The sequence below is a fragment of the Mycobacterium sp. E3305 genome (assembly GCF_001666785.1).
In the GTDB taxonomy this organism is placed as follows: Bacteria; Actinomycetota; Actinomycetes; order Mycobacteriales; family Mycobacteriaceae; genus Mycobacterium.
The window spans coordinates 24869-40034 of sequence record NZ_LZJA01000223.1 but is presented as its reverse complement, the minus strand read 5'-3'; the positions used below and the strand labels follow the sequence as shown (position 1 = coordinate 40034).

Below are 15166 nucleotides of genomic sequence, written 5' to 3'. Positions count from 1 at the left end.
GGCCCGTGCGGATACTGGTCGTCGACGACGATCGCGCAGTGCGTGAGTCGCTGCGCCGATCGCTTTCCTTCAATGGCTACTCGGTCGAGTTGGCCCATGACGGGCTGGAGGCGCTCGAGATGATCGCCAGCGACCGGCCCGACGCGCTCGTGCTCGACGTGATGATGCCGCGGCTGGACGGGCTCGAGGTCTGCCGTCAGCTCCGCAGCACCGGCGACGACCTACCCATCCTGGTGCTCACCGCCCGTGATTCGGTCTCCGAGCGCGTCGCCGGGCTCGACGCCGGCGCGGATGACTACCTCCCCAAGCCGTTCGCGCTCGAGGAACTGCTGGCCCGCATGCGGGCGCTGCTGCGCCGGACCAAGCCGGACGACGACGACGCCGAATCGGTGGCCATGCAGTTCTCCGACCTGACGCTGGACCCGGTGACCCGCGAAGTCACCCGCGGGCAGCGCCAAATCAGCCTTACGCGCACGGAATTCGCCTTGCTGGAAATGTTGATCGCCAATCCGCGCCGCGTACTCACCCGCAGCCGGATCCTGGAAGAGGTGTGGGGCTTCGACTTTCCCACTTCCGGCAACGCGCTGGAGGTCTACGTCGGCTATCTGCGCCGCAAGACCGAGGCCGACGGCGAGCCACGGCTGATCCACACGGTGCGCGGCGTGGGCTATGTCCTTCGGGAGACGCCGCCGTGACGAGTCACATCCCGCGATGATCAGGTACCAACGGCCCCAGCGCGTGCCGCTGCGCGCCACCAGTTCGTTGTCCCTGCGGTGGCGCGTCATGCTGCTTGCGATGTCGATGGTGGCCATGGTCGTCGTGCTGATGGCGTTCGCCGTGTACGCGGTGATTTCGGCTGCGCTGTATAGCGATATCGACAACCAGTTGCAGAGCCGGGCTCAGCTGCTGATCGCCAGCGGCTCACTGGCCGCCGATCCCGGCAAGGCCATCGAGGGCACCGCGTATTCGGATGTCAACGCGATGCTGGTGAACCCGGGCCACTCGATCTACACGGCGCAACAGCCGGGTCAGACGCTGCCGGTCGGCGCGCCGGAAAAGGCGGTGATCCGCGGTGATCTGTTCATGTCCCGGCGCACCGCGTCCGACCAACGAGTCCTGGCCATTCACTTGCCCAATGGCTGCTCGCTGCTGATCTCCAAGAGCCTCAAGCCGACCGAGGCCGTGATGACCAAGCTGCGCTGGGTGCTGCTGATCGTCGGCGGCATCGGCGTCGCGGTCGCCGCGGTCGCGGGCGGCATGGTCACGCGGGCGGGGCTGCGCCCGGTGGCCCGCCTGACCGAGGCGACCGAACGGGTGGCGCGCACCGACGACCTGCGGCCGATCCCGGTGTTCGGTAGCGACGAATTGGCCAGGCTCACCGAGGCTTTCAACTTGATGCTGCGCGCGCTGGCCGAGTCCCGCGAGCGTCAGGCGCGGCTGGTCACCGACGCGGGGCACGAACTGCGCACCCCGCTGACGTCGTTGCGCACCAACGTCGAGCTGCTGATGGCCTCCATGGAACCGGGGGCGCCGCGGCTGCCCGAGCAGGAGATGGTCGAGCTCCGCGCCGACGTGTTGGCGCAGATCGAGGAACTGTCCACGCTGGTGGGTGATCTCGTGGACCTCACCCGCGACGACGCCGGCCAGGTGGTGCACGAACCGGTCGACATGTCCGAGGTCATCGACCGCAGTCTGGAGCGGGTCAGGCGGCGCCGCAACGACATTCACTTCGACGTCGACGTAACCCCCTGGCAGATGTACGGCGACGCGGCGGGCCTGTCGCGCGCCGTGCTGAACCTGTTGGACAACGCGGCCAAGTGGAGCCCGCCGGGCGGTCACGTGGGCATCACCATGCGGCAACTCGACCCGTCGCACGCCGAGTTGGTGGTCTCCGATCAAGGCCCGGGCATCCCGCCGCACGAACGGCGGCTGGTGTTCGAGCGCTTCTACCGGTCGACGACCGCGCGCGCCATGCCCGGTTCGGGGCTCGGGCTGGCGATCGTCAAGAAGGTCGTGCTGAATCACGGTGGATTGCTCCGCGTCGAGGACACCGTGCCGGGCGGACAGCCGCCCGGGACCTCGTTCTACGTGCTGCTGCCCGGCCGGCCGATGCCGCCCTCGGCCTATCCGGCGTCGTCTGCCGCGGCCGCCGGCGAAGAATCCGTCACCGAACCCGCGGTTCGGATGACCGGCCAGTCGAACTCTCGGGAACCCGCGAACGTTATCTCAGTGGACTCTCAGTCCGCCCGGGCAACGTAGGTGTGCAGCCACTACTGTTGAAGAGCCCTGTCGAACCGACGAGCCGAATACTGAGATAGAGGAAGAGCGACCTAGCGCTATGACGAATGACCCGAGGTATTCGCCACCGCCGCAGCAGCCGGGGTACCACCCTGCGCCGAATCAGCCTGCGCCCACCCCGAGCCACCCGGGGACCTCTGCTTACGGCCAGGGGCACGCCCAACCGTACGGCCAGCCGTTCGACTGGCGGCATCAATCGCAGACCAACCAGTTCCGCCAGCCGTATGACCCGTTCAGCGGCACCGGTCCCGGGCGGATCCCCGGCGGGACCGGGGTAGGCCCGGTCCCCGGGGCCACCGGCACGGGCCCGATTCCCGGCATGCTGCCGCCGATGCCGCCGGGTCCCCAAAAACGTTCCCGCGCAGGGCTTTTGACTGTCGGTGCGCTTACCATCGCGGTGGTTTCGGCCGGCATCGGCGGCGCCGCGGCGACGGCCGTCGAGCTTGGGACGCATTCGACCACCAGCAATGGGCACACCGTCATCGGCGCACCCAGCGTCCCGGCGGCCAACATGCCGCCGGGCAGCGTCGAACAGGTCGCCTCCAAGGTGGTGCCCAGTGTCGTCATGCTGGAGACGGATCTGGGCCGCCAGTCCGAGGAGGGCTCCGGCATCATCCTTTCCGCCGACGGGCTCATCCTGACCAACAATCACGTGGTCGCGGCGGCCGCGGGGCCGCCGAAAGCGCCCGTGGTTCCCGGTGCGCCCCCCGGTGGTCCGCCCGGCGGTCCCGCCGGGCCTGCTCCGAAGACGACGGTGACCTTCGCCGACGGCCGCACCGCGCCGTTCACGGTCGTCGGTGCCGACCCCACCAGCGACATCGCGGTGATCCGGGTGCAGGGCATGTCCGGCCTGACCCCGATCTCCCTGGGCTCCTCGTCGGACCTGCGCGTCGGCCAACCGGTGGTGGCCATCGGGTCGCCGCTGGGTCTGTCGGGCACGGTCACCACCGGCATCGTCAGCGCGCTGAACCGGCCGGTGTCCACCACCGGTGAGTCGGGCAACCAGAACACCGTGCTGGACGCCATCCAGACCGACGCCGCCATCAACCCGGGTAACTCCGGCGGCGCGCTGGTCAACATGAATGGCCAGCTGGTCGGCGTGAACTCGGCGATCGCCACCCTGGGTGCGGACTCGCCGGACGCCCAGAGCGGATCGATCGGCCTCGGCTTCGCCATTCCGGTCGATCAGGCCAAGCGCATCGCCGACGAGCTGATCAGCAGCGGCAAGGCATCCCATGCGTCGCTCGGCGTGCAGGTGACCAACGACAAGGGTTCCCCGGGCGCCAAGGTCGTCGACGTGGTGCCGGGCGGGGCGGCCTCGACCGCCGGAGTGCCCAAGAACGTGATCGTCACCAAGGTCGACGACCGCCCGATCAACAGCGCCGACGCCTTGGTCGCCGCCGTGCGGTCGAAGGCGCCCGGTGACAAGATTTCGCTGACCTTCCAGGATCCCGCTGGTGGTGGCAGCCGTACCGTGCCGGTGACTCTGGGGAAGGCGGATCAGTAATGCGAGTCGAAGAACCCTCGGCGGCCGGATTGTCCGAGCTCGGTTATACGGTGGCACCCATGGAAACGGGTGCGGAGTTGGTGGTTGGCCGGGCCCTGGTCGTGGTGGTCGACGATCGCACCGCCCACGGGGATGAGGACCACAGCGGGCCGCTGGTCACCGAGCTGCTCACGGAGGCGGGGTTCGTCGTCGACGGTGTGGTCGCGGTCGCGGCCGACGAGGTCGAGATCCGCAACGCGCTCAACACCGCGGTGATCGGCGGGGTGGACCTGGTGGTCTCGGTCGGCGGGACGGGCGTCACCCCACGCGACGTCACCCCCGAAGCCACCCGCGAGATCCTGGACCGCGAGATCCTCGGCATCGCCGAAGCCATTCGCGCCTCGGGGCTCTCCGCGGGCATCACCGACGCCGGATTGTCACGCGGCCTGGCCGGCGTGTCCGGGAGCACGTTGGTGGTGAACCTCGCCGGTTCCCGCTATGCGGTGCGCGACGGGATGGCGACGCTGAATCCCCTCGCCGCACAGATCATCGGGCAATTGTCGAGCCTGGAGATCTAGCCGGGGCCCTACGCCTCGGCGTCGGCGCGCGGTCCGTGCTCCGGCGGGGGCGTCGTGGTGGTGGCAGCGCCGCCGTGCCGACCGGACGAGTCGACGTTGGTCTGCGCCAGGAGGTCGCGGATCTCCGTCAGCAGAACGATCTGGGCGTCGTCGGCCTGCTCGACCTCCCCGCGCCTGCGCAGGGTCGTGTACGGCAGCACGACCAGGAAATAGACGACGGCCGCGATGATGACGAAGTTGATGGCGGCCGACAGCACGTTGTTGAGGTCGATGGTCTGGCCGCCGCCGATGCCGATCCGCAGGATGCCGAGATTCGACTTCTCGTTGACACCGACGCGGTTGATCAGCGGCTTGATGATGCTGTCGGTGAATTGGGTGACCAGCGCGGTGAAGGCGGTACCGATGACCACCGCGGTGGCCAGGTCGATGATGTTGCCCCGCGAGAGAAACTCCTTGAACCCTTTGAACATTCAGATGTCCTTCCTGGGATTGGACAGAGTTTGCTGTCAGCTGCGGGGCCAACGACGGCGAGGCACTCAGTGCAGGGTGAGGGTCACCGCCTGACCCAGCGCCGAGCCCGCCACCGTGTTCGCCACGCGAGCCGGCAGCGCAACCAACACTACGCGGTCACCGTCCGCGGCCTGGACCTTCGGCTTGGCCGACACGAGCACCACGACGGCGTCGGTGGCCACCACCTTGGGGGTGGCCTGGGCCGGCTCCGGCCCCGCGGTCGCCGGTGCGGCCAGCACGTCGACGACGTCGCCGACGCGGACAAGGTCGATCAGGGCGCTGTCGGCCAGGCGCAGCGGCACGATGCGGGCACCGGGTCCCGCGGTCGACTCGGCGAGCCGGCTGCCGAGCAACCGGACATCGGTGAGCACCTCGCCGCGCCGCGTCGGACCGGCCAGCGTCGACCCGGCCACCGCGCTCACGTCGGCCAGTGAGCCATCGGGAACGGTTGCGGCCAAACGCTTTTCGAGGTGGACATCCGCGGGCGTCAACGCGGCGCCGGGCCGCAGGTCGTGATCGGCGACCACCACCTCGGCGTAGTCACCCGCCGGGTTGGAGCGCAGCGCCGCCACGCCGGCCAACACGACAAGCCCGCCCGCCGCGATCCGCCGCGCCAGCACCGTACGTGTCCAATCGGGACGCAGCAGCAAAAGGCGGTCGAACGGGCTTGGGTTCAGTGACGACTCGCCCACGCCGCAACGGTAGGCGCATGGGGGTCAGCGCCGAACGTCGTCGGCGCAACGGTTGTGGATAACCCGTCAGCTCGAGGCGGACGCGGTGGACGCCGCGGAGCTGCTGGTCGCCTTCTCGCTCGGACCGGACTTCTCGGTCGATCCGGACTTTTCGCTTGATGCGCCGTTCGAGCCGGAGTCGCTCGACGAGGATCCGTTGGTCGAGCTCGCGGACTTCTTGCCGGACTCGCGGCTGTCGGTGCGGTAGAAGCCGCTGCCCTTGAACACCACTCCGACGGAGTTGAAGAGCTTGCGCAGCCGCCCGGAGCAGCGCTTGCAGGTGGTCAGCGCGTCGTCGGTGAAGGCCTGCACGATGTCGAAGCGATCGTCGCACTCGGTGCACTGATAGCTGTAAGTCGGCACGAAAACCTCCGGATGGTTGCAAAAGCCTGTTAGCACTCTAGCGTCTCAAGTGCTAGAACCGCCACGTGACGTCACTCATTCCCGATCTGTTACCCGCGACCGAGCGCGACTAGTCCCCGCCTGGGCGTGAGGGCGTCCGTCATCGGGATGTCGTGCGGCTCGGCGGGCAACCGGTCTACCAACTCCGCGTCGCGCACCACCGCGATCAGCCGCGCGTGGGGACCCCGGCCGCCCAGGGAGCGATCGTAGAAGCCACGACCGCGGCCCAACCGGGCCCCAAAGCGGTCGACGGCCAACGCCGGCACCAGGATCAGGCTCGCCTCGGCGATGGCCGAGGCCGGAAACCAGGGTTCCGGCGGCTCCAGCAACCCCCACCGCGCGGACGTCAGTGTGCCGGGCCGATATTCGCCCCAGCGCAATGGCAGCGCCGCGCCGTCGGCGGCCGTGCGCGCAACCGGCAGTAACACGCGTCCGGGCCGCCGCAGCAACACGTCGAGCATGTCTATCGACCCGGGCTCGGCGCCCACCGGCACGTACGCGCACACGGTGTCACCGCTGCTCATGATGCTTTTCAGGGCCTCGATCCGCCCGCTCAGCATCCGGGCCTCCTCGGCCCGCACCTCGTCGGCAACGCGGCGGCGGGCCGCCTGCAACTGGGCCCGCAACGCGGCCTTACCGGTGGTCGCCATGCCTCAACCATTGCAGCCGGATCTTTGGCCGCGCCACATCGACTCGGCAAACCGCTGTCGGGTTATCGTGTGAACAATGTCAAGCCCAAAAGTGGTGGTCCCACACACGGCGATCGTGCCCGCTGCCGGTCTTGGTACCCGCTTCCTGCCCGCGACGAAAACGGTGCCCAAGGAGCTGCTGCCGGTCGTCGACACCCCTGGCATCGAGCTGGTGGCCGCCGAGGCGGCCGAGGCGGGCGCCGACCGCCTGGTGATCATCACCTCCGAGGGCAAGGACGGCGTCGTCGCCCACTTCGTCGAGGACCTGGTCCTCGAGGGAACGCTGGAGGCGCGCGGCAAGAAGGCGATGCTCGACAAGGTGCGGCGCGCGCCGCAGCTGATCAAGGTCGAGTCCGTCGTGCAGGCCGAGCCGCTCGGCCTGGGCCACGCCATCGGCTGCGTGGAGCCCACCCTGACGTCGGACGACGACGCCGTGATGGTGCTGCTGCCCGACGACCTGGTGCTGCCGACCGGCGTCCTCGAAACGATGTCGAAGGTGCGGGCGCAATACGGCGGCACCGTGTTGTGCGCGATCGAGGTGGCGCCCGACGAGGTCAGCGCGTACGGGGTTTTCGACGTCGAGCCGGTGCCCGGTGACGACAACCCGGACGTGCTGAAGGTCAACGGCATGGTGGAGAAGCCCAAGCAAGAGGACGCCCCATCGCTTTTCGCCGCCGCGGGCCGCTACGTGCTCGACCGGGCCATCTTCGACGCGTTGCGCCGCGTCCACCGCGGGGTGGGCGGCGAGGTGCAGCTCACGGATGCGATCGCGTTGCTCATCGCGGAGGGCCACCCCGTGCATGTCGTCGTGCATCGCGGATCTCGACACGACTTGGGAAATCCCGGCGGCTACCTCAAGGCTGCGGTTGACTTTGCATTGGATCGTGACGACTACGGCCCGGATTTGCGGCGATGGTTGGTGGCGCGGTTAGGCCTGGCCGAGAAGTAGCCGGCCGATACGCCCGGCCCACGACGGCGCCCGTAGGGCTGATGAGGGCGGTGCCCGCCAGGGGCATCAGAGGGCAGAGAGGCGCGCTGTGCGTTCTGTTGAGGAGCAGCAGGCCCGGATAACCGCTGCCGCGGTGGCGCCGCGGCCCATCCGGGTGGCCATCGCCGAGGCGCAGGGATTGATGTGTGCCGAGGAAGTTGTCACCGAGCGGCCCATGCCCGGCTTCGACCAGGCCGCGATCGACGGCTACGCGGTGCGCAGCGTCGACGTGCTGGGCATCGGCGAAGTGGGAGCCGACAGCATGCCTGAGCCGCCGCCCGGCGACGCCGAGCTGGACGAAGACCGGCGCGAGGGCCTGGTCCTGCCGGTGATGGGAACCGTCGAGGCCGGCGCGCGCACCCCCAGCCGCCTGCAACCGCGCCAGGCCGCCCGAGTGCACACGGGAGCCCCGCTACCCACGCTCGCCGACGCGGTGATCCCGTTGCGCTGGACCGACGGCGGGAGCAAGCGAGTGCGGATCCTGCGCGGCGCGCCGTCGGGTGCGTACGTGCGCCGCACCGGCGACGACGTGCAGCCCGGCGACGTCGCGGTGCGCGCCGGCACGGTGATCGGCGCGGCCCAGGTCGGGCTGCTCGCGGCGGTCGGCCGCGAGCGGGTGCTGGTGCATCCGCGGCCCCGGGTGACGGTGTTGGCCGTCGGTGGTGAACTGGTCGACATTTCACGCACCCCCGGCAACGGCCAGGTCTACGACGTCAACTCCTACGCGCTGGCGGCGGCGGCCCGCGATGCCGGTGCCGAGGTCAACCGCATCGGCATCGTCAGCAACGACCCCAAGGAATTCCGCGACACCGTCGAGGGCCAGATCAACCGCGCCGAGGTGATGGTGATCGCCGGCGGGGTCGGCGGCGCCGCGGCCGAGTCGGTGCGCTCGGTCCTTTCCGAGCTGGGGGAGATGGAAGTCGTCCGCGTCGCGATGCACCCCGGGTCGGTCCAGGGCTTCGGGCAGCTCGGCCGCGACGGCGTCCCGACGTTTCTGCTGCCCGCCAACCCGGTCAGCGCGCTGGTGGTCTTCGAGGTGATGGTCCGGCCGCTGATCCGGCTCTCGCTGGGCAAGCGTCAGCCGATGCGCCGGATCGTGCAGGCCCGCACCCTGTCGCCGATCACGTCGGTCGCCGGGCGCAAGGGCTACCTGCGCGGCCAGTTGATGCGCGACCAGGAGACCGGTGAATACCTGGTGCAGGCACTCGGCGGGCCGCCCGGGGCGTCCTCGCACCTGCTGGCCACCCTCGCCGAAGCCAACTGCCTCGTGGTGGTGCCCAGCGGCGCCGAACAGATCCGCACCGGCGAAATCGTCGATGTCGCCTTCCTGGCTCAGCGCGGTTAAGTGCAACGACTCCGCCAGCTCGTGAACCTGTTGCGCACCAACGCCCGCCACCCGGGCTGGCCGCTGGATGTCGGGCCCTTGCGGGTGCCGGCGGGAGTCGTCCGACTGCGGGCGGTGCGGATGCGCGACGGCGCCCAATGGAGCCGCATCCGGTTGGCCGACCGCGCCCACCTCGAGCCGTGGGAGCCCAGCGCGGAGAGCGATTGGACGACCCGGCACACCGTCGCCGCGTGGCCGGCGCTGTGCTCCGGCCTGCGCGCGGAGGCCCGTGCGGGCCGCATGCTGCCCTACGTCATCGAGCTCGACGGACGCTTCTGTGGCCAGCTGACCATCGGCAACGTCACCCATGGGGCGTTGCGATCGGCGTGGATCGGCTATTGGGTGCCGCGGTCGGCGACCGGCGGCGGGGTGGCCACGGCAGCCCTGGCGCTGGGCCTGGATCACTGCTTCGGTCCGGTGATGCTGCACCGCGTCGAGGCCACCGTGCGCCCCGAGAACGCGGCCAGCCGGGCCGTGTTGGCAAAAGTCGGCTTCCGGCAAGAGGGTTTGTTGCAGCGCTACCTCGAGGTCGACAAGGCGTGGCGGGACCACCTGTTGATGGCCATTACGGCCGAAGAGGTGTCCGGGTCGGTGGCATCGACCCTGGTCCGGGGCGGGCACGCCAGCTGGGCGTGACGGCGCAGCCCCGCGCTGGGCGGCCGCGCCGCGACTAGCGCATTTGGCCCCCGTGTGGCTACCGCGACACGAGTGACTCGTGGTGCTTGTGAGAGGCAAATTACAGGTGTGTAATTGTCCTGGTCACCAAGACCCGGCCGCGCTGGCCTCCGAGGGGCTTCGCGGAATCGGAACCGAAGAGAGCAGGTCGTCATGCCAAGCATTCCGCAGTCACTGTTGTGGATCTCGCTCGTAGTGCTCTGGCTGTTCGTCTTGGTGCCCATGCTCGTCAGCAAACGCGACGCCGTGCGCCGCACCAGCGACGTCGCCCTGGCGACCCGGGTCCTCAACGGCGGCGCGAACTCCCGCCTGATCAAGCGCAGCGGCCCGGCCGCGGGTCATCGCAGCGACCCCGACTGGAAACCGCCGGAAGAGTCGGCCGACAACGAGCTCGACCTCGCCGAGGGTGACGAAGACGAAGAGCACGACACCGAGGAGCTGCGGGCCGCGCGCCCCGTCGTCATGAAGATCGCGACACCCGAGCTCACCGAGCCCGACTACCTCGACGTCGATGTCGTCGAGGATTCTCAGGCCCTGCCGGCGGCCGTCGATGCCGTCGTCGAGGAAGAAGCCGAGGCCGACGAGGACGACGAGGACTCCGACACCGACGTGGTCGCCCACGCCGGCGACGAAGCCGACGAGGGCTTCGAATACGTCGACGACTCTTCGGGTCTGGAGCCCGAGGCCGAGGCCGACGACGAGGAGATGCCGCCGCCCGTCCCGCGGAACGCCTCTCGGCGCCGCCGCTTCGACACCAAGACCGCCGCCGCGGTCAGCGCCCGCAAGTACGCCTTCCGCAAGCGCGTGTTGATGGTGATGGCCGTCGTGCTGGTCGGCACGGCCACGGCCGCGTTCAAGATTTCGCCGACCGCCTGGTGGGCGTGCGGCAGCGCCACCGTCGTGACGCTGCTCTACCTGGCGTACCTGCGGCGCCAGACCCGCATCGAGGAGAAGGTCCGTCGCCGCCGGATGCAGCGGATGTCGCGGGCGCGTATGGGCGTCGAGAACGCCTACGACCGCGACTACGACGTGGTCCCGTCGCGCCTGCGGCGGCCGGGGGCGGTGGTTCTCGAGATCGACGACGAGGACCCGATCTTCGAGCACCTGGACTACGCGATGCCGATGCGCAACTACGGCTGGCCCAGGGACTTGCCGCGAGCCGTCGGCGAGTAGCGATCGCATTTCGGCGGTTCGGCCCGCGGCTGGTAGCCTGCTAGCGATCAGGGGCTATGGCGCAGTTGGTAGCGCGACTCGTTCGCATCGAGTAGGTCAGGGGTTCGAATCCCCTTAGCTCCACAGAGATTGACCAGGTAAAGGGCGCTTCGCCAAGGCGGTCGATCAGCAAGCGCGCGTCACGGCACCTAGTTCGGCGTGGCGGCGAAGAGCTCATTCTTCGTCAGCCACGCGTCAATGTGGCTCATGGTTAGCGGTAGGGAAGCCCCCGAGAAGACCATGTGGTCGGAGTCGGGTATCACGACGACGTCCGCGTGCCGGTATTGCGCCGCGGTCTTGCGCAACACCCCTGCGGGCACGATCAGGTCGCATTCGCCCCCAATCACCAACACCGGCGCGCTCACCGCGGCGGCATCGACGCGGGTTGCCCGGGAGAGCCTGAGTATCGCAAGGAGCATCTCGCACTGTGCTCGACCGGAATCGCAAACCAGGCCGTCATATATCTCGCGGGCGGTGTCCTCAGATTGGGTGTTGGCCACCCATTGCCGGAATCGCTCGAACGGGGGAGGAGGCACCGGTTTGGCCCAGGCGCGCGAGCGCAGGAACCACGGCGCCGACATCCGCCTGTTGGCGGGAGTCGAACCGCCGATGCCGGCAGCGGGGGCGGGACATGCCGCGACCAGCCCGGTGTGGGGGGTGCGTGCGGCGACCAGTTGGGCGAGCAGGCCGCCCATCGAGTGGCCGACCAACAACGGTGGCGTTTCGAGCGAACCGACGAAGGCCACCAGGTCGTCGACGTAATCCCGCAGGCTTAGGGAGGCCACCTTGGCGGCCCCCTCGTGGATCGGCAATTCGTGATGCCGCAGCGTCGGCGTATGCGCGGTGTAACCGCGATCCTGGAACGCGGCGCGGGCGGCGGCCAGCTGTTCTCCGCGTGACCAGTTGCCGTGAATCAGGACAACGTGCCGCGTCTCGGACATACCCAAAAGGATGGCACCGGCGACCATCCGTCGTGGCGATTTGGCCTGGCCGTCGGCAAATTCCAGCGTCCGCGGGCCTTGGTTCGCCGAGCACCCCGCAGTCCATTGAGCGAACAATGCCCCCGAAAGGCGATCAGCACTACCGGTAGGTGGCCACCGGGTGGCAGGCTCAACTCAGGAAGGGACTGAACAGAGTCCCAATGGAACAAGCTGAGGCCAGACTGTTACGGCTCAAGCAACGGGCCGTGGCTCGAGGTTTCCCACACCTCAGTCCCTCCCGCCAACCACCTGCCACGCGACGCGGTGCGCGAGCCGCCCCTCACGGACGGGCGACGAGATAGGTTTCGTTGCCCAGGCCGGCGGTGAGCTCGTCGACGTCGAAGGGCCGGTCGAGTCGGGCGTGCAACGCCTTCGGGTCGACCAGCATGCCGATCTCGGCGGTTTGCCGGGCGAACATCCGCCCCACGAACGGGTAGATGCGGCGCATGATCACCCGCTCGCCGGCGGTGCAGCGCGAGGCGCAGTAGCCGACGTGGCCGATCTCGTCGGTGAGGATTTCGCGGTAGAGCAGTTCGATTCGCGCGCAGACTTCCGGTTCGTCGGCGAACAGTTCTGTGCCGGCGCGGCGTAACTCGTCGAACATGATGCAGCCCGCCATCTCGCCGGCGCCGACGAACGCAAAGCCCAGCCTTTGCGGCATGAACACGCCGGTTTTGACGAACTGGCGCATGACGAACGGGGGAGGGGCGACTTGGAACGTCAGGTCGAAGACGTCGAGCGCGTATGCGAGCAGCCGGGTGTGGTAGTGCTCTTCCAGTTCGAGGTAGACGCTTTCGGGCGGCGCATCGTGACCGCTGTTGCGCCCGTAGGTTTCGCCGAGCCCCACGCCGAACCGCTCGGCCTGATTCAGCTTGGCCGTCGCCAGCAGGAACAGCATCTTGCGATCCAGGCCTGCCTCGGGCCGCCGGCGGCGCAGGTTGCGCAGGAACGTCTGTTGATCGATCGGGTGGGCCGACCGGACGGGGTTCGCTTCGAGTTGACCGAAGAACTGCTCGCGCTTCGCCAATCGTCGGTTGAGTAGGTCGGCCTCGCCGTCGCGCCTAGCGAGGAAATCGCGATACCCCTCGATGCTCGTGCTGTTCATCGTTTCTCCATTCCGTTGACACTCGTTGATACGTAACGACTTAACAGCGCAGGGTCGTGTGATCCAACGGCGAGCAGCGCAAAGAGCCCGGTGAGAAAGAACATCGCCAGTTCCGTTGCGTCCGCGTCGGACGAGACTTGTCCCGCGTCTTGCGCACGGCCGATCACGCCCGCCAGGAACTGTGCGATCGGGTGCTGCGCCAGCTCCTCTTCAACGGGACGCGATGGCGAGAAATGCAGACCGAGCATGTCCCGGAAAACGCCTGCACCCAAACGATTTTCGGCGTCGAGTATCCGCGATACGACGTCCGACAGGACAGTGGCCAAATCGCCCTTGGCGTCGCCGAGCTCGCCAATTATCCGCCTCTCCTCGGCGCGCTCCAGCTCGGCGAGCACGTGCTCCTTCGTCGGGAAATGGAAATAGAACGTTCCCCGCACCACGCCCGCCGCGGCGGCGATGGCGCTGACATCGGCCGCGGCCAAGCCGCGCTGCCCGATCTCGCCCAGCGCGGCGTCGAACAGGCGCGCCCGCGTTTCGAGTCGCCGGGCCTCCCGGACGCCACCGGGTGGAGTTTCGGTCACGGAGGAGGCGGGCGATGACCCCATCGACGCACCCTACGTCTTTGGCTGACGACCGTCAATGACGACCGTCAACGAATGGTACGCGGCGTCGTTCACCGTTCCAGCGCGCGGCGAGCGACCCCCCAGGGCAACCGGTCGGGTGATCTCCCCGCCGCGTGCGCCTCCGGCAACCCGGACGACGTGGCGGCGCGCGCCCGGTTGGAGGCGAACATCGTTGTGGGCCAACACCTCGAGCGGGCCTCGAACCTCACGGCCGCGGACGTGGGGAAGTGGCTGCCCAGCCTGCTGCCGCACCGCCCCGAACGACCGGAACTCGCCTGCGAGTGAGCGCGATTGCCCATGACGCGGCGCGGGTACTGATCCTTGCGACAAGCCATCAACCGAAAGGACCGAATGGCGCCGCGCGAGGACGATTCCATCGACGAGCTGTTGCAGGAACTGCTGTGGGCCTACGGGCCGTGCGGCCAGGAAGCCGACGTCCGCGCCGTGTGTGCCCGAGAACTCCGTCCCGTCGTTGACGACATGTGGACCGACGACGCCGGCAACCTGATCGGCTACATCGGTGCCGAGCCCCCCGCCGAGGGCGCCGGGCACGGGCACCGGCACCGGGTGTCCTCGGCGGCCGAGCCCGGCGTCGCGACGCGGGTCATGGCGCACATGGACGAACTGTCCATGCTCGTCAAGCGGGTGGAAGCGGACGGGACGCTGCACCTGACGCAGCTCGGGACGATGTACCCGGGCAACTTCGGCCTCGGTCCGGTCGCCGTGCTCGGCGAGAACGCCACGCTGACCGCGGTCCTCACACTGGGCTCCGAACACACCACCCAGGAGAGCCAGCGGATCTGGCAGACCAAGCCCGACCAGGGCGACAAGGCGCTGGACTGGGACCACGTCTACGTCTTCACCGGCCGCAGCCCCGACGAGTTGGAAGCCGCGGGGGTGCGCCCGGGCACGCGGGTGTGCGTCGACCGCAGCAAGCGGACCCTGGTCGAAATCGGCGACTATCTGGGCTGCTACTTCCTCGACGATCGCGCCGCGGTGACCGCCCTGCTGCGCGCCGCTCGCGTGCTGCGCGAGCGCGGCCAACGACCCGTCGACGACGTCTATCTCGCGTTCACCACCAACGAAGAGATCGGCGGGGTGGGGGGCACCTACGCCAGCGGATCGCTGCCCGGCACCCTGACCCTCGCGCTCGAGGTCGGCCCGACCGAGCGCGAGTACGGCACCAAAGTCAGCGGCGGCCCGATCATCGGCTATAGCGACGCGCTGTGCGTCTACGACAAGGACGTCGCCGACCGGCTGACGGGCATCGCCAACGACTTGGGCCTGTCGCCGCAGGGGGCGGTGCTGGGCGCCTTTGAGTCGGACGCGTCGCACTCCAAGGCCAACGGTCTGACGCCGCGCGCGGGCCTGCTATGTCTGCCCACGCTGAGCACCCACGGTTACGAAGTCATGCTCCGCAGTGCGATCGACGACATGGCGGCGATCGTCGTGGAGTTCGTCATGCAGCCGGGAGCGCACGCGCGCGGCGAACCCTAATGCCGTCC

At 68.9% G+C, this 15166-nt stretch carries 17 protein-coding genes and 1 tRNA gene; 11 read left to right on the top strand and 7 right to left on the bottom strand.

From position 1 onward, the window contains the following. Window positions 1-5 precede the first annotated feature (5 nt). From mprA to A5701_RS20740, 4 genes are all read left to right on the top strand, one after another. Window positions 6-695, top strand: a complete 690-nt coding sequence (gene mprA, locus A5701_RS20755; protein ID WP_067271149.1) for a two-component system response regulator MprA — start codon at window positions 6-8, stop codon at window positions 693-695. Between the two features lie 16 nt (window positions 696-711). After that, entirely contained in the window at window positions 712-2259 is a 1548-nt protein-coding gene (locus A5701_RS20750; RefSeq protein ID WP_067758116.1) for a HAMP domain-containing sensor histidine kinase, read from the top strand. A gap of 79 nt (window positions 2260-2338) precedes the next feature. After that, window positions 2339-3805, top strand: a complete 1467-nt coding sequence (locus tag A5701_RS20745; protein WP_067758114.1) for a S1C family serine protease — start codon at window positions 2339-2341, stop codon at window positions 3803-3805. Beyond that, window positions 3805-4362 carry a molybdenum cofactor biosynthesis protein B gene (locus A5701_RS20740; RefSeq protein WP_055402749.1) on the top strand — a complete coding sequence of 186 codons (558 nt, stop codon included), beginning with the start codon at window positions 3805-3807 and terminating at the stop codon, window positions 4360-4362. Before A5701_RS20745 ends, A5701_RS20740 begins: the two co-directional genes overlap by 1 nt. Window positions 4363-4370: 8 nt before the next feature. Here A5701_RS20740 and mscL read toward each other — a convergent pair whose 3' ends face one another. The 4 genes from mscL to A5701_RS20720 form a co-directional block, all read right to left on the bottom strand. Further along, entirely contained in the window at window positions 4371-4832 is a 462-nt protein-coding gene (gene mscL / locus A5701_RS20735) for a large-conductance mechanosensitive channel protein MscL (RefSeq protein WP_067758110.1), read from the bottom strand. A gap of 66 nt (window positions 4833-4898) precedes the next feature. After that, entirely contained in the window at window positions 4899-5564 is a 666-nt protein-coding gene (locus A5701_RS20730) for an SAF domain-containing protein (protein ID WP_067758107.1), read from the bottom strand. Window positions 5565-5630: 66 nt separating this feature from the next. Continuing rightward, the gene (locus A5701_RS20725) at window positions 5631-5966 is read right to left on the bottom strand and encodes an FmdB family zinc ribbon protein (RefSeq protein ID WP_067758104.1); all 336 of its coding nucleotides are present in this window, start codon (window positions 5964-5966) and stop codon (window positions 5631-5633) included. A gap of 89 nt (window positions 5967-6055) precedes the next feature. Further along, window positions 6056-6655, bottom strand: coding sequence for a 5-formyltetrahydrofolate cyclo-ligase (locus tag A5701_RS20720; RefSeq protein WP_067758101.1), 600 nt, complete (start codon window positions 6653-6655; stop codon window positions 6056-6058). Between the two features lie 76 nt (window positions 6656-6731). Between A5701_RS20720 and A5701_RS20715 the strand changes: the two genes are divergently transcribed. The 5 genes from A5701_RS20715 (at window position 6732) to A5701_RS20695 (ending at window position 11037) form a co-directional block, all read left to right on the top strand. Beyond that, complete coding sequence (locus A5701_RS20715) at window positions 6732-7643, top strand: UTP--glucose-1-phosphate uridylyltransferase (protein ID WP_067758098.1); 912 nt, start codon at window positions 6732-6734, stop codon at window positions 7641-7643. An 88-nt stretch (window positions 7644-7731) separates the two neighbouring features. After that, the gene (gene glp, locus A5701_RS20710) at window positions 7732-9027 is read left to right on the top strand and encodes a gephyrin-like molybdotransferase Glp (protein ID WP_067758095.1); all 1296 of its coding nucleotides are present in this window, start codon (window positions 7732-7734) and stop codon (window positions 9025-9027) included. Between the two features lie 21 nt (window positions 9028-9048). Next, complete coding sequence (locus A5701_RS20705; RefSeq protein WP_197499159.1) at window positions 9049-9702, top strand: GNAT family N-acetyltransferase; 654 nt, start codon at window positions 9049-9051, stop codon at window positions 9700-9702. A 192-nt stretch (window positions 9703-9894) separates the two neighbouring features. Then, window positions 9895-10914 carry a gephyrin-like molybdotransferase receptor GlpR gene (glpR, locus tag A5701_RS20700; RefSeq protein ID WP_067758088.1) on the top strand — a complete coding sequence of 340 codons (1020 nt, stop codon included), beginning with the start codon at window positions 9895-9897 and terminating at the stop codon, window positions 10912-10914. 50 nt (window positions 10915-10964) lie between these two features. Beyond that, window positions 10965-11037: transfer RNA gene (locus A5701_RS20695), tRNA-Ala, on the top strand. Between the two features lie 65 nt (window positions 11038-11102). Here A5701_RS20695 and A5701_RS20690 read toward each other — a convergent pair. From A5701_RS20690 to A5701_RS20680, 3 genes are all read right to left on the bottom strand, one after another. Beyond that, window positions 11103-11894 carry an alpha/beta hydrolase gene (locus A5701_RS20690; protein ID WP_067758194.1) on the bottom strand — a complete coding sequence of 264 codons (792 nt, stop codon included), beginning with the start codon at window positions 11892-11894 and terminating at the stop codon, window positions 11103-11105. Between the two features lie 319 nt (window positions 11895-12213). Continuing rightward, window positions 12214-13038: a hypothetical protein gene (locus A5701_RS20685; protein WP_067758085.1), complete on the bottom strand. Its 825-nt coding sequence runs from the start codon at window positions 13036-13038 to the stop codon at window positions 12214-12216. Continuing rightward, a complete protein-coding gene (locus A5701_RS20680; RefSeq protein ID WP_067758082.1) occupies window positions 13035-13643 on the bottom strand; it encodes a TetR/AcrR family transcriptional regulator in 609 nt (202 codons plus the stop codon). Before A5701_RS20680 ends, A5701_RS20685 begins: the two co-directional genes overlap by 4 nt. A gap of 51 nt (window positions 13644-13694) precedes the next feature. Between A5701_RS20680 and A5701_RS29395 the strand changes: the two genes are divergently transcribed. After that, a complete protein-coding gene (locus A5701_RS29395) occupies window positions 13695-13946 on the top strand; it encodes a hypothetical protein (RefSeq protein WP_067758079.1) in 252 nt (83 codons plus the stop codon). A 66-nt stretch (window positions 13947-14012) separates the two neighbouring features. Then, window positions 14013-15158, top strand: a complete 1146-nt coding sequence (locus tag A5701_RS20670; RefSeq protein WP_067758074.1) for a M42 family metallopeptidase — start codon at window positions 14013-14015, stop codon at window positions 15156-15158. Window positions 15159-15166: the final 8 nt, after the last annotated feature.

Coding starts and splice junctions, on each gene's coding strand:
- A5701_RS20750 (WP_067758116.1), top strand. CDS start 712: ATGATCAGGTACCAACGGCCCCAGCGCGTGCCGCTGCGCGCCACCAGT.
- A5701_RS20745 (WP_067758114.1), top strand. CDS start 2,339: ATGACGAATGACCCGAGGTATTCGCCACCGCCGCAGCAGCCGGGGTAC.
- A5701_RS20740 (WP_055402749.1), top strand. CDS start 3,805: ATGCGAGTCGAAGAACCCTCGGCGGCCGGATTGTCCGAGCTCGGTTAT.
- mscL (WP_067758110.1), bottom strand. CDS start 4,832: ATGTTCAAAGGGTTCAAGGAGTTTCTCTCGCGGGGCAACATCATCGAC.
- A5701_RS20720 (WP_067758101.1), bottom strand. CDS start 6,655: ATGGCGACCACCGGTAAGGCCGCGTTGCGGGCCCAGTTGCAGGCGGCC.
- A5701_RS20715 (WP_067758098.1), top strand. CDS start 6,732: ATGTCAAGCCCAAAAGTGGTGGTCCCACACACGGCGATCGTGCCCGCT.
- glpR (WP_067758088.1), top strand. CDS start 9,895: ATGCCAAGCATTCCGCAGTCACTGTTGTGGATCTCGCTCGTAGTGCTC.
- A5701_RS20690 (WP_067758194.1), bottom strand. CDS start 11,894: ATGTCCGAGACGCGGCACGTTGTCCTGATTCACGGCAACTGGTCACGC.
- A5701_RS20685 (WP_067758085.1), bottom strand. CDS start 13,038: ATGAACAGCACGAGCATCGAGGGGTATCGCGATTTCCTCGCTAGGCGC.
- A5701_RS20680 (WP_067758082.1), bottom strand. CDS start 13,643: ATGGGGTCATCGCCCGCCTCCTCCGTGACCGAAACTCCACCCGGTGGC.
- A5701_RS29395 (WP_067758079.1), top strand. CDS start 13,695: ATGGTACGCGGCGTCGTTCACCGTTCCAGCGCGCGGCGAGCGACCCCC.
- A5701_RS20670 (WP_067758074.1), top strand. CDS start 14,013: ATGGCGCCGCGCGAGGACGATTCCATCGACGAGCTGTTGCAGGAACTG.